This window comes from Thermodesulfovibrionia bacterium, assembly GCA_030646035.1.
In the GTDB taxonomy this organism is placed as follows: domain Bacteria; phylum Nitrospirota; class Thermodesulfovibrionia; order UBA6902; family UBA6902; genus JACQZG01.
Genome location: JAUSMY010000030.1, coordinates 1 through 12,798, shown reverse-complemented (window position 1 = coordinate 12,798; position 12,798 = coordinate 1). Strand labels below are relative to the sequence as shown.

Annotated in this window: 12 protein-coding genes and 2 tRNA genes; 4 read left to right on the top strand and 10 right to left on the bottom strand. The window is 45.2% G+C overall.

The window, feature by feature from the left end:
- Window positions 1-16: 16 nt before the first annotated feature.
- The 9 genes from Q7U10_03790 to Q7U10_03750 all read right to left on the bottom strand — a co-directional run bounded on the left by Q7U10_03790 (window position 17) and on the right by Q7U10_03750 (window position 7,239).
- Entirely contained in the window at window positions 17-727 is a 711-nt protein-coding gene (locus tag Q7U10_03790; GenBank protein ID MDO8281736.1) for an amino acid ABC transporter permease, read from the bottom strand.
- Window positions 728-830: 103 nt separating this feature from the next.
- Entirely contained in the window at window positions 831-1,697 is an 867-nt protein-coding gene (locus tag Q7U10_03785; GenBank protein ID MDO8281735.1) for a transporter substrate-binding domain-containing protein, read from the bottom strand.
- Window positions 1,698-1,887: 190 nt separating this feature from the next.
- Entirely contained in the window at window positions 1,888-3,285 is a 1,398-nt protein-coding gene (locus tag Q7U10_03780; GenBank protein MDO8281734.1) for a sigma-54 dependent transcriptional regulator, read from the bottom strand.
- The gene (locus Q7U10_03775) at window positions 3,278-4,681 is read right to left on the bottom strand and encodes an ATP-binding protein (GenBank protein MDO8281733.1); all 1,404 of its coding nucleotides are present in this window, start codon (window positions 4,679-4,681) and stop codon (window positions 3,278-3,280) included. Before Q7U10_03775 ends, Q7U10_03780 begins: the two co-directional genes overlap by 8 nt.
- Complete coding sequence (locus Q7U10_03770) at window positions 4,681-5,364, bottom strand: PhnD/SsuA/transferrin family substrate-binding protein (GenBank protein MDO8281732.1); 684 nt, start codon at window positions 5,362-5,364, stop codon at window positions 4,681-4,683. The genes Q7U10_03775 and Q7U10_03770 overlap by 1 nt, the downstream gene beginning before the upstream one ends.
- A 5-nt stretch (window positions 5,365-5,369) precedes the next feature.
- A complete protein-coding gene (locus Q7U10_03765) occupies window positions 5,370-5,552 on the bottom strand; it encodes a ferredoxin (protein ID MDO8281731.1) in 183 nt (60 codons plus the stop codon).
- Window positions 5,549-6,493 (bottom strand): hypothetical protein, encoded by a 945-nt coding sequence (locus Q7U10_03760; protein MDO8281730.1) that lies wholly within the window; start codon window positions 6,491-6,493, stop codon window positions 5,549-5,551. The genes Q7U10_03765 and Q7U10_03760 overlap by 4 nt, the downstream gene beginning before the upstream one ends.
- Window positions 6,494-6,608: 115 nt before the next feature.
- A complete protein-coding gene (locus Q7U10_03755; GenBank protein ID MDO8281729.1) occupies window positions 6,609-6,947 on the bottom strand; it encodes a DUF86 domain-containing protein in 339 nt (112 codons plus the stop codon).
- Complete coding sequence (locus Q7U10_03750; GenBank protein MDO8281728.1) at window positions 6,937-7,239, bottom strand: nucleotidyltransferase domain-containing protein; 303 nt, start codon at window positions 7,237-7,239, stop codon at window positions 6,937-6,939. Before Q7U10_03750 ends, Q7U10_03755 begins: the two co-directional genes overlap by 11 nt.
- A gap of 137 nt (window positions 7,240-7,376) precedes the next feature.
- On the opposite strand from Q7U10_03750, the gene polA reads away from it, so the two are divergent.
- Both polA and hflX read left to right on the top strand, forming a co-directional pair.
- Entirely contained in the window at window positions 7,377-10,034 is a 2,658-nt protein-coding gene (gene polA, locus Q7U10_03745) for a DNA polymerase I (protein MDO8281727.1), read from the top strand.
- Between the two features lie 104 nt (window positions 10,035-10,138).
- Window positions 10,139-11,686 (top strand): GTPase HflX, encoded by a 1,548-nt coding sequence (gene hflX, locus Q7U10_03740; GenBank protein MDO8281726.1) that lies wholly within the window; start codon window positions 10,139-10,141, stop codon window positions 11,684-11,686.
- A 27-nt stretch (window positions 11,687-11,713) separates the two neighbouring features.
- On the opposite strand, the gene Q7U10_03735 is transcribed toward hflX, so the two are convergent.
- Entirely contained in the window at window positions 11,714-12,061 is a 348-nt protein-coding gene (locus tag Q7U10_03735; protein ID MDO8281725.1) for a hypothetical protein, read from the bottom strand.
- Between the two features lie 255 nt (window positions 12,062-12,316).
- Here Q7U10_03735 and Q7U10_03730 point away from each other — a divergent pair.
- Window positions 12,317-12,393, top strand: a tRNA-Ile gene (locus tag Q7U10_03730).
- Between the two features lie 62 nt (window positions 12,394-12,455).
- Window positions 12,456-12,531 (top strand) — tRNA-Ala (locus Q7U10_03725).
- Window positions 12,532-12,798: the final 267 nt, after the last annotated feature.

The window sequence follows — 12,798 nt, the reverse complement described above, 5'->3', positions numbered from 1 at the left end:
ATCCAGGAAATTCCGGTCATGTTATTTTATATCTCTTCTCAAGCCTGATAATGATCATCGCCATAGCAAGGGAGAGGCTTACATAAAAAACCGTTGCCATAAAAGTTACCTCAAGCCCTCTGAATGTTATTGATTCGATCTGCTGAGTTGCCCATGTTAGTTCAGGAGCTGCTATCGCCATGCAGAGAGAACTGTTCTTGAAATTATGTATCATCCTTGTGCCGAGCGGCGGAAGGATGGTCCTGAACGCCTCAGGCAGAATTATATACCGCAGCTGCTGGAGCCTGTTCAGCCCTGTTGAGACAGCAACCTCAATGTGCCCTCTCGGCACAGACAAAAGCCCGGACCTGACGATATCGGATACATAAGCGGAATTATCAACAGTAAGGCCGAGGATGCCCGCTACTACCGAATAGTAAGAATATTGATTCAGCATGTCTGTCAGCCGGGACGGGAGCATCTGGGGAAATATAAAATAAAAGAAGAGCAGCCAGAAGAGGCCGGGAATATTTCTTACGGTCTCAACATAGATCTTAGCCGGAATATTAAGGATCTTGAATCTTGAAACCCTCATTATGGCAAGCGCTGTTCCGATGAGCAGAGACATTATCGCTGTGACAACTGCTATAAGAAGTGTCAGCTTGACGCCGGTAATGAGCCAGCTGAGATAAGGTTCCCTGAAGGGGATGCTCCAGTCGAAGTCATATCTTAAATTGAAAAACTTCATGGTTTATAAATATTACTCCGTCGCCTGCATTAAATGCAAACAGAGAGGCACGGAAGATTCTCCATGCCTCTCTGTTTGTTATTTTTAACTTTATGGTCTGATATTAATCAGGCCATGTATACAGCATATCGCCAAAAGTATCTTTCGGTAAACGGGGCCTTGCATTTATCGAAAGCGGTGCTATTCCCTTTGAACCAAACCACTTCTGATATATCTTCTCATATGTGCCGTCTTTCATCATGTCCTGAAGGATGAAACTTATCTTGTCTCTAAAGTCGCTCTCGTTCTCAGGGACACCGATCCCGTAAAGCCCTGCGCTCCAGATCGCGCCGCCTACTGCTTCATACTCTTCTCCGAGGCTGCCTGCAACCGATGCCATGATCTGGGCATCCTGAGAGTATGCGTCGATCTTGCCCTGCTTTAATGCCAGAAAACCTTCCGCGCTGTTCTGGAAAGAGAGCATCTCAGGCTTTTTATCTGTTACTTTTGCGATCTCCTGAGGAGCTGCGGTGAATGCGTTTGACCCTTGGTCAACACCTATCTTCATTCCTCCGAGGTCTTTTATTGATTTGATCTTTCCTTTTTTCGCATAAAAGATCTTGCCTGTCCAGAAATAAGGAGGCTCTGCATAATCCATCTGCTCCTCACGGCTTCTGGTGGCGCTGATATTTGCAAGAGAGATGTCAATTGACCTGTTTGCCAAAAAGGCTATCCTGGTCTTGTTATCAACAAGCACCCTTTCGATCTTTACACCTAATTTCTCAGCGATCGCGGTGCCGAGGTCTACATCAAAGCCTGTCCACTCGCCTTTGTCATTAAGATAGTTCATGGGCGGGGTTGCATTGCCGTGTCCGATACGTACAACACCTCTTTTCTTAACTTCATCAAGCAGGCTCTCTGCAGATGCAAAAGAGATGAATGATACAAGCAGCAATACTGCCGTCAATACTATGAAACCGCTTCTCTTCATACTGATTTCTCCTTTTCTAAAGGTTTTTATTTGAGGCTTAAAATAAGCCTGTTGGTTATGTTTAAAACTTGCGATGTATCCCGATGACATAAGCTAATAGAGCAATATCAATGCCAGGATAATCTCTTTGAATTTTAAGGGGAAATAAAAATAATGCAGTTATAGGCTGTGCAAAAAACTGGCAAGATGTTCATTCTTTGCGCAGGTTGTTGTCTTTATCCGAACTCATCTTTTCGCGAAGCGTATTTCTTGAAATGCCGAGGAACTTTGCGGTTATCACCTGATTGTTATTGTTCAGTTCAAGAGCTCTCTTGATCAGGATGCGCTCAAATGCAGTGACCGCATCTTTGTAAATATTGGCGTCACCTTTATTGAGTAATTGGTCAGCAACATAAGAAAGCATATTTTCTATACTGTCAGCACCCGGCCTTGTTTCCTGAAATGATTCAGAGTCTTCAACAGACAATACATCTTTCTGGCACAGCACCATGCCGCGTTGGATGATGTTCTGAAGTTCCCTGATATTGCCGGGCCAGTTGTAGCCCTGGAATTTCTTCAGCAGCTCAGGGGAGATGCCTTTTATATCTTTGCCGAGTTCCCTGTTGTATCTCTGTATAAAATAATTAATGATATGTTCGATGTCTTCTTTTCTCTCTCTAAGCGCCGGTATATGAATGCTGACGACATTCAGCCTCCAGTAGAGGTCATTCCTGAATTTGCCGTTCTTCTGCATCTCCTCAAGGTCTTTATTTGTCGCGGCAATGATCCTTACATCTGTTTTAATGACCTCTTTTCCGCCAAGGCGCTGAAACGTCCCGTCCTGAAGCACCCTCAGAAGTTTTGCCTGAAGGGTTAAAGGCATATCTCCTATCTCATCAAGGAACATGGTGCCGTTGTCGCACTGCTCGAACTTCCCTATCTTTCTCGTGTCAGCTCCGGAGAACGCGCCTTTCTCATGTCCGAAGAGCTCGCTTTCCAGAAGTGTTTCAGGTATGGCTGCGCAGTTCACAGGCAGGAACGGTTTATTGACCCTGTTGCTGTGATGATAGATAGCCCTTGCGATAAGCTCCTTGCCTGTCCCGGTCTCTCCCCTTAAAAGCACGGTAACATCGCTTTCAGCAACCTGCCCGATCTTCTTGTATATCTCAAGTATCGCAGGGCTCTTCCCGATTATCCTGTCGCCTTCTTCCATGTCTGTCTCTTCGAAGGTCACGGGAGAGGACATCTTCCTTTCAGCTAAAGCCCTTTCCACCAGTGAGATCATGTCGGTATTATCAAAAGGCTTGATGAGATAATCATATGCCCCGTACTTCATAGCTGTGATAGCCCTGTCGGAAGTGCTGTAGGCTGTCATCATAATAATGGTAAGCGCGGGGTATAGTGATTTAAGTTTCTGGAGCGTCTCAAGCCCGTCCATCTTCGGCATGGAGACATCCATTATTATGAGAGCCGGTTTTTCAGCCCCTGACTTTTCGATTGCCTCTATTCCGTTATTGGCGGTGATGACATCATATCCCTGCCTGCCCAATATCTTTTTGAAAGAATAGCAGACTCCCTGTTCATCATCTACAACAAGTATCTTATCCATGCGCTGTTCCTTTCGGCAGCCTGACGGTGAAGACGGTTCCCAGCTTTTCACTGCTGCTGAAGTAGAGCCTGCCGCCGTGCGTTTTAATTATATTATACGCAATCGAGAGCCCGAGGCCCGTGCCCGTCTCTTTTGTGGTGAAGAAGGGGTCAAATACTTTGGCCTTAAGGTCAGGCGGTATGCCGCTGCCCCTGTCCCATACCATCACCTCTACAAAGTTCTCGTCAGTCTTGCCCGATATCCTTATCTCTCCGCCCTTGGGCATCGCCTCTATCGCATTAAGCACAAGGTTCAGAAAGACCTGCTCCAGCAGCGAACGGTCGGCATATACTGCCGGCAGCGTCTCAAGCATGTCCATCTGTATTGTTATGTCATGGCTTTGTATGTCAAACGTGGCGAGAGACAGCACCCTGTCAATAAGGCTCTTAAGATTCACATTGGCAAGGTTTGCGCCTTTCTGTTTCACAAAGCCGAGAAAGCCTGAGAGAATATTATCTATCTTGTCTATCTCATTGGTTATTACTGCCGCATCTTCCCTTGTCATGTCAGGCCGGTCTTTGTATCCCTGGAAGAGCATCCTGAGGGCTGTGATCGGGTTTTTCAGTTCATGCGCAAGCCCTGCGGAGATCTGTCCGATTGAAGATAATTTTTCCGCCTGAAGAAGATGCGTGTAGGCATATGCCTCTTCCATCTTGTCACTGACGTTTTTCAACTCCATCGAAAGCCTGTTAAAACTCTCAGCAAGTTCGCCTATCTCATCGCCTGACCTGACCTCAACCCTTCTGCCGAATTCACCCCTGCCCAGCACTTTTGTGAATTCAACGAACTTGTTCAGCGGCTCAGTAACCAGCCTGCTCAGAAAGACAGATGCGACTATTCCGAGAAGCATTACGAGCCCTATGATAGGGACGGTAATATTCCTCGTACTGACAAGCGTATCTCTAAGGCTGTCCTCTCTTATTCCTATATGCAGCTCCGACCTTGTGCCTTTGATTACGTTAACGCCTACATCTCTTATATACCCGTTCTCAGTATCCAGCAGTTGAACGTTCATCTTTTTGTCTTCAATGGGATTCCATTCAAGGATGTCAGAAGGCGGGGTGTTCTTAAATGTATGCGCAAAGAGTCTGCCGTCCTCGTCAGTCACCAGGATATACTCTATATCATTTTCTTTAATTAGGACCTGGTCGAATGCCTGCGTTATCTGAAAATGGTCCTTCAGCGGGATAAGGTTTGCGATCCTGTCGGAGAGATTGCCGGCTATGGATACGGCCTTTTTCTGGAGTTCTCCCCTGAAGGCGTTGATTATAGTCCCTCTTATGGAGAGGGTGATCATAAGCCCGACTGCGATCACAACAGTTGTAGTAAGCAGTATGATCTTATTGCGGAGCTTCATTATTTATTTAATCCGTATTTTTTTATCAAGGTTGATATATTATCCAGGTCGGATATATCAGCAGTTCCAAAACCATTGGGCATCTCTGTCTTGTCCCACTCAAATATTATATGTTTGTGTCTGCCGTTCGGCTCAAACTCAAGCAGTGCAGCTTTTACCAACTCCACTGTTTTGCTGTCTACTGCACTATTATATGCTATGATACTGCCTGGATATGGCGCAGGAAGTCCTATTATTTGTATCTTGCCTTCAGGCCTTGTAATTATGGCAGTATGATATATTGCCTCACCGTCCTTGTTCAGGCCGCTTACAAGATACCTGATCCCATATTTTTCTTTGCCTGTGACATAGTTCATCAGGTCGATCGCTGCGAAATCAACAGCGCCGAGCCCAAGCTCTCTTACATTTTCCTCATGCGTTTTTGAGAATTTAAGACGGAAACGTTTGCCTGTTCTCCACTCAAGGTATTTGAGAAAAGGTGTGTAGATCTGAACCTGCTCTTTCGGGTCAAGGCTGAGGTTAAAACCGAACGAGAGGGTTTCAGTAAGCTCATTATCTTCTTTTGATACCGCTTCAGACTTTTTGTAGAGGCTCACCTTCTTCGGCTTCTCATCCTTGACGCATCCGGAGAGAATAAAAAGGAAAGAAAATATTGCTACGGCTTTTTTAAAGTTAAGCGGCATAACCTCTATTTTATGGTAATGGCTTCAACGGGACAGTTCTCTTCAGCTGCTTCACAGCACATGGCATAGTCACATGCGTCAGGGTCTATGACTTTTGATTTTGAATCAATGACCTGAAAGACGGCGGGGCATATCTCCATGCAGTTGCCGCAGCCGATGCAGAGGTCTTCATCAACTACAGGCTTCAACTCAGCTTCTCCATAATGGCGGCTGCAAGAAGAGGGAACATTATCTCGTGATGGCCGGTCAATGCGTATGAACTTCCGCCTGAAAGCACAGGCCTCCTCACAACATTCTCCCGTGTCCTGTAATGCTGGAAGAAGTCCATATTCACTGTAGTGAAGTCTTTGACATCATGCTTGAGATTTCTTGTGAGCGCGATCGCCTTCAGAAAGACCTCAGGCAGGATGACAGCAGAGCCGAGATTGATATATACGCCGCCTTTGAGGTCTGATATGACTGATGAGAAGAGCTTAAAATCCCTCATGCTGCCTTCACCTATCGCTGCTCCGTCAGCTGAAGGATGCATATGAATGATGTCTGTTCCGATAGCGACATGCACAGTTGCGGGAATATTGAGTCTTGCGGCTGATGCGAGAATGCTGAACTCATTATAAGGGAAATCTTTGCTGACTATATGATCGCCGACTGACCTGCCGATCCCTTTCCCTTCTTTTACGCCCTGATTTATCGCAAGGTTTATCCCCTTGCCGGTCTCTTCAGCCATGCCGAAGGTGCCGTTGCAAAGCTCGGTATCGACATCTTCAGATGTGTGGCCCATCATGCTCACCTCAAAATCATGGACAATGCACGCGCCGTTCATGGCAACCGCGCTTATGACGCCTTTCTTCATAAGGTTGATTATGACAGGAGAGAGCCCGACCTTTATCGGGTGCGCGCCCATGCCGAGGACAACAGGCCTGCCGTCCTCTTTTGCCTTTACAACAGCCTTGACGACCATTCTGAAATCAGTTCCGGCTAACAGGTCAGGCATGCTCTTGAGAAAGTCTTTGAAGCTCCCTTTTTCAAAAGGAGAACCAAACCTGTAGAGCTTCACCTTGCTCTTGCGATCCCCGAGTTTGCAGGTCTTTACCTGCTTTAATGATATGGGCTTATAGCTCTTTTTCACACAAAAAATATACCTTTAAGGAGGTTAATAGTCAAGATGATTGACACTTTCTCTTTTAAAGTGGGTAATTACTTTTCATCCTTTGAGAAACTGTGCGAAATTATGGATTGATTTGTCAGTCGCCTAATATTTTATTTATTTCTTTAACTAAAATCGGCAGGTGATTCACAACAGCCTTCCAAACAATCATCTCGTCAATAATGTCGTAACCATGAATCAGTATGTTTCTAAACCCGATGATACGATGATGCTCTGAAATCTTTTCTATTAATTCCTCATCAAATTTCTTGATCCTGTTGAGCGATTCCCCAATGATCTCAAAATCCCTTTCAACTGCTCTTTGTGTGACAGGGCTTTTTTGATATGCACTGAAATCCATTCCATGAACAAAACCTTGTATTTCTTCTGTTGCCTGGAGAATATCCACAAGGCTTTTTCTTGTCTCATCTTTCATAAATCACAGTCCTTGTTCTTTCAACAGATTTCCTAAAAATAGGGTTTCTGAATTGCTTATCCACAACAAGGTCTATTTCCCGATTGAATATTTCTTCCAATTGCTCCTTCAGATCAAAATACTTGCTGAAAAAATCTATATTCTCATCCGAATCAAAAACTACCAGGACATCGATATCGCTATTTGGCGAAAAATCATGAGTTAGGGCAGAACCAAAAAGGCCCAGTCTTTTTACAGGGAGTTTCCGGCAAATATCTTCAATCTTAGGTTTGAGTATTGCTATATCAATCATAGGAATAGTATCCCTTATCGCTTCAATTTATTCAATTATAAGTAGTGTAGAAAACAATATACAAGCAAAATATGGCGGAAAGAAACTTGTTCACTGAGTAATTGCTTATAAGGTGATTATTTGATATTCTGTCTCATATGCCAACCTTATATCTTATAGACGGCAACTCATATTTATATCGCGCGTTTTACGCGATAAAAAGGCTCTCCTCATCATCGGGTTTTCCAACGAACGCCATCTACGGTTTTACAACCATGATATTGAAGATACTTGAGCAGAAGAAGCCTGACTACTTCACCATCGTATTTGACTCTCCCGGCCCGACCCACAGGCATGAGGCGTATGAGCAGTACAAGGCTCACAGGCCTTCCATGCCTGATGACCTTAAATTGCAGGTTCCCATCATCAAGGATATAATCGCGGCATTCAATATACATACTATCGAGAAGCCGGGCTTTGAGGCTGACGACCTTCTTGCCGTGATAGCAAAGAGGGCTGAGAAAGAGGGCGTTGATGTCTTCATCGTTACAGGTGACAAAGATTTATGTCAGGTCATTACTCCGAAGATAAAGATATACGACAGCATGAAGGAGAAGGTGACCGGTGAGAAGGATGTGATCGAGCGTTTCGGCGTCGAACCGAAGCGCATCCCTGAGATAATGGCTCTCATGGGTGACGCGTCAGATAATATCCCCGGAGTTCCCGGCATCGGAGAAAAGACTGCGGTAAAGCTGATAAAAGAGTTCGGCAGTCTTGACGGTGTGGTGAAGAACCATGCCGAGATTAAACAGCCGAAGCTCAGAGAATCTATCGCTGCAAACATTCCTAACATAGAGCTGAGCCTTTCTCTTGCGACTGTCAATCTTGATGCACCTGCTGAAGTGTCGATGGAGGAGCTTGAGGAGAAAGAGCCTGACTGGCCGAAGCTGTTTGAGATATTCAGCAAGTATGAACTAAGGTCATTAGTAAACCTTGTTCCAAAAGAGGAGCAGACAGTTTCCAAGTTTAACGCTGAATATGTAACGATCACTGATGAAGCACTTTTTAAAGAGGTCATCGCTTCTATAAAACATGAAGTTACCATTGATACAGAGACAACTTCAAAATCGCCTGTATTAGCCGAGCTTGTCGGAATATCACTCTCTGTTGATCCTGAAAAGGCGTACTACATTCCGCTTGCGCATTATTATTTGGGCGCGCCAAAGCAGCTTTCTAAAGAGTATGTTATCAAAGAGCTTAGAGTTATCCTCGAAGACCCTGATATTAAAAAAACAGGGCATAACATCAAGTATGACCTGATAGTGCTGAAGAATGAAGGGATCGATCTGAAGGGAGTTGCTTTTGACACGATGCTCGCCTCTTATCTCCTGAATCCGAACAGGTCGAATCACGGACTTGATGATGTCGCAATGAGCCAGCTCTCAATTGAGAAGATAAGCTTCAAGGATGTTGTAGGCAAGCTGAATGGCTTTAGCGAGGTCAGCGTTGAGGATGCGACAAGATATTCCGGCGAGGATTCGGCAGTCACGCTGAAGCTTAAGAGGCATCTTGAGCCGATGCTTCAGAAGGAAGGGCTTTACATGCTCTTCAATGATATGGAGATGCCTCTTGTGGAGGTGCTTGCGGATATGGAGATGTCAGGCATAAAGATAGACAGTTCATTGATGACATCTCTTTCTGAAAAGCTCGGCAGGGAGCTTGAGAGTATTGAGAAGCGTATATATTTTATTGCTGGTGAGGAGTTCAATATCAACTCGCCGAAACAGCTTCAGGAAGTCCTGTATGAGAAGCTCGGATTAAGAAAGATAAAGAAGACCAAGACCGGATATTCAACCGATGTTGATGTGCTTGAAGAGCTTTCGCTTGAACATGAACTGCCGAAAGAGATACTTGAATACAGAGGGCTTTCAAAGATAAAGAATACCTATCTTGACGCGCTGCCGAAGATCGTCAATCCGAAGACCGGGCGGATACACACATCATTCAACCAGACGATAACAGCCACCGGACGGCTCAGCAGCTCTGACCCGAACCTTCAGAATATCCCTGCAAGGGGAGAGTGGGGCACGAGGATAAGGCAGGCGTTTATAGCTGAAGAGGGGAATCTCCTTCTCTCATCAGATTACTCTCAGATAGAGCTGAGGATACTGGCGCATCTCAGCGGTGATGAGGGGCTGATAGATGTATTTAATAATGGCGGAGACATCCATTCAAGGACAGCATCAGGGCTCTTCGGTATACCTGCCGGAGAAGTTACATCTGAGATGAGGCGCAGGGCAAAGGTCGTGAACTTCGGCATTGTCTACGGCATGAGCCCTTATGGGCTGAGCAAAGAGCTCACAATATCTCCCGGTGAAGCAAAGGATTATATAGACACATATTTTGCCCAGCATCCCGGTGTAAGCAAGTATATTGCAGCACTCATAGAAGAGGTCACACATAAAGGATATGTCACGACCCTGTACAACAGAAAGAGGGCGATACCTGAACTGCAAAGCACAAATAAAAACATAAAACAGCTTGGCGAGAGGCTTGCGATAAATACTCCGATACAGGGTTCTGCCGCTGACGTAATCAAGATAGCAATGATCAATATACACAACAGAATAATAAATGAGAAGCTCAGGATGAAGATGCTCCTTCAGGTGCATGATGAACTCTTGTTCGAGGTTCCTGAAGATGAGGCACAGAAGGCAGAGGCGCTTGTGAGGGAGGAGATGGAGAATGTTATTAAACTTCATGTCCCGCTCAAGGTTGATATCGGCATCGGCAAGAACTGGGCTGAGGCGCATTAATTCAGGAGGTTTTTATTTCCACAGTTTACGGCTACACATCAGGGCTTAAGAAGAGCGATCTGAATGATATTGAGAGGCTCTACAAGCGGCGCATTCCAAAAGGCATGCTCATCAATATCGAGCTTGCGAGATACATGGCTGCATGCTCCGCATCCACAGGCAGACAGATAGGCATACTCGCTGACAGAAAGGGTAATATCGATTATGTCATCGTGGGTGATGCAAAGGGTTTAGTTATTCCCGAACTCACAGACTATCCTCTCGGCAGAAAGGTACTGCGCGGACTAAGGCTGATACATACCCACCTCAACAACGAGGCTATCAGCAAGGATGATATTACAGACCTCTCTCTTCTGCGCCTTGACGCGCTTGTCGCCATAGGCATGAAGGATGACGGCGAGCCTGACAAGGTCTATCTTGCAAACCTTGCACCTACAGATTCAGCAGCATATACGATTTCCGAACCTGTCCCGTTTCAGCGCATTGATTCAGCCTTTGATGATCTCAATGAAATGGTCTTGTCTATAGAAGAAGAGCTACAGTCGGGGAGGTCAGGTTTCGATGTTAAGGACAGCAGGGAGAAGGCGATCCTTGTCAGCGTTTCAACAGGCTCAAGATATGAGCAGGAAGATTCGATGGAAGAGCTGAAGGAACTTGCAATCTCCAGCAACATTAATGTGCTCGATACTGTCCTTCAGAGGGCGAAGCAGATAAATCCTAGATACCTTATGGGCGAAGGCAAGATAAAGGAACTCGTCATCAATGCTCTGAATAAAGGAGCCACACTTCTTGTCTTTGATCAGGACCTTAACCCATCACAGACAAACTCTATAAGTGAGATCGTCGAATTAAAGGTCATTGACCGTTCTCAACTGATACTTGATATCTTTGCAAGGCGCGCGCACAGCAGGGACGGCAAGGTGCAGGTCGAGCTTGCACAGCTCAAATACAGGCTTCCAAGGCTTTCGGGCAAGGGTACCGCCATGTCGAAGCTGATGGGCGGGATCGGCGGAAGAGGGCCGGGAGAGATGAAGCTTGAGGTTGACAGAAGGCGGGTGAGGGAGAGGATCACTCTCCTTGAGAAACAGCTGGATTCTTTAAGCCTTGCCAGGCAGCAGAGAAAGTCGCGAAGGGTTAATCAGGGCATCCCCATAATCTCGATCATAGGTTATACAAATGCCGGGAAATCAACGCTGCTCAACAATCTTACAAAGAGCAAGACCTTTGTGGAGAACAAGATGTTTGCAACGCTTGATACCGCAAGCAGGCGGCTGAGATTTCCAAAGGAGCGGGATGTGATAATCACGGACACGGTCGGTTTTATACGCAACCTGCCCAAAGACCTTTTTACTGCGTTCAAGGCGACGCTTGAAGAGCTTGAGGATGCCGACCTTCTGCTTCATGTTGTTGATATATCCAATCCGAGGTTTGAGCAGCAGATAAAATCTGTTGAGAATATTTTGTCTGATCTGGAGATAACTGAAAAGCCGGTGCTTATGGCCTTTAACAAAGAGGATTTGGTCAAAGACAAAGAGATGGTTGAGTCTGTTTGTGAGAGATATAATGCTGTGGCTGTTTCTGCCTTGCGTCCTGAGACACTTAACGATCTGCTGGGAGTTGTTGAGGTCAAGTTATGGCCGGTTGGGGATTAGATCTTTTTCAGCAACACATCTAAACTGTTATCTGATTTTTCTCCATATGAGAAGTAGAACCACAGCCAATAAAATAAAGGATGACGCCCATATCATGATTCCCAGGCTATAGCTTTCTTCGCGGTATCTTAATAATGTAGGTATGGCAAATAGAATTGAGAGCATAAACCAGATGAATGTGCTTAAACGATAAATAAAGAAATTCCTGTTTGATGACTGGACAGGCTCAGCCTTGATGCCTGATAAACGGGCGTCGGACTTGAGTGTTTCAATATCAAGTGCAGACTCTTCACGGAATCTACCAAGTCCGCGCAGAGACGTGGTTAATGCTGTCAGTGCGCTGATGATAGAGGCTATTAAAGATATATTTTCCATATTATTAATTTTATCTGTGTGCTTACTGATGATACATCATCAACTTCTCATAATATTAAATAATATGCAATTCATGATAGTTTGGCAAATTGACAATAAGCCTTTATTGCTGTATTTTAGTTAGGTTGATTAGGGCCTATAGCTCCCAGACGTATCGGGGGTTAGAGCGTCCCGATTGGTCGGGAAGGTCGATAGTATTCGACTGAATTTAAATTAGCAGGATGCTTTTAATTAACTGAATTTCATTTGTCATTAGGGCCTATAGCTCAGGTGGTTAGAGCGCACGCCTGATAAGCGTGAGGTCGATAGTTCGAGTCTATCTAGGCCCACCATTTTTCTTGGTGTTGATAATTTTATCTTTCTGATTTAGAATAGTGCTCCATTGAATCAATGCGGGGGTGTAGCTCAGCTGGGAGAGCGCCTGGTTTGCATCCAGGAGGTCTGCGGTTCGATCCCGCATGGCTCCACCAATTATCTCGATAAGATAATTGTGTATGTTTATGTTCTTTAACAATTAGGTGAATGAAGACACGATCAAGGCGATGATCATTGTGTTGACACTGGTTTTCTGGTGTGGACTTTTCAGTGGTGTTGCATTGGTTGTGAACTCAAATTATACAAGCGTTAGTTTGTACGAAATAAAGGTCGTTATAAAACATGTGATCTTAGACGAGAGTTTGAGGTTATATGGTCAAGCATTTAAGCGTGCGTGGTGGATGCCTTGGCAGCTAGAGGCG

Bases quoted from the DNA above. Each gene is read 5' to 3' on its own strand.
- Q7U10_03790 (MDO8281736.1), bottom strand. From the start codon at position 727: ATGAAGTTTTTCAATTTAAGATATGACTTCGACTGGAGCATCCCCTTC.
- Q7U10_03785 (MDO8281735.1), bottom strand. From the start codon at position 1,697: ATGAAGAGAAGCGGTTTCATAGTATTGACGGCAGTATTGCTGCTTGTA.
- Q7U10_03780 (MDO8281734.1), bottom strand. From the start codon at position 3,285: ATGGATAAGATACTTGTTGTAGATGATGAACAGGGAGTCTGCTATTCT.
- Q7U10_03775 (MDO8281733.1), bottom strand. From the start codon at position 4,681: ATGAAGCTCCGCAATAAGATCATACTGCTTACTACAACTGTTGTGATC.
- Q7U10_03770 (MDO8281732.1), bottom strand. From the start codon at position 5,364: ATGCCGCTTAACTTTAAAAAAGCCGTAGCAATATTTTCTTTCCTTTTT.
- Q7U10_03755 (MDO8281729.1), bottom strand. From the start codon at position 6,947: ATGAAAGATGAGACAAGAAAAAGCCTTGTGGATATTCTCCAGGCAACA.
- Q7U10_03750 (MDO8281728.1), bottom strand. From the start codon at position 7,239: ATGATTGATATAGCAATACTCAAACCTAAGATTGAAGATATTTGCCGG.
- polA (MDO8281727.1), top strand. From the start codon at position 7,377: ATGCCAACCTTATATCTTATAGACGGCAACTCATATTTATATCGCGCG.
- hflX (MDO8281726.1), top strand. From the start codon at position 10,139: ATGCTCATCAATATCGAGCTTGCGAGATACATGGCTGCATGCTCCGCA.
- Q7U10_03735 (MDO8281725.1), bottom strand. From the start codon at position 12,061: ATGGAAAATATATCTTTAATAGCCTCTATCATCAGCGCACTGACAGCA.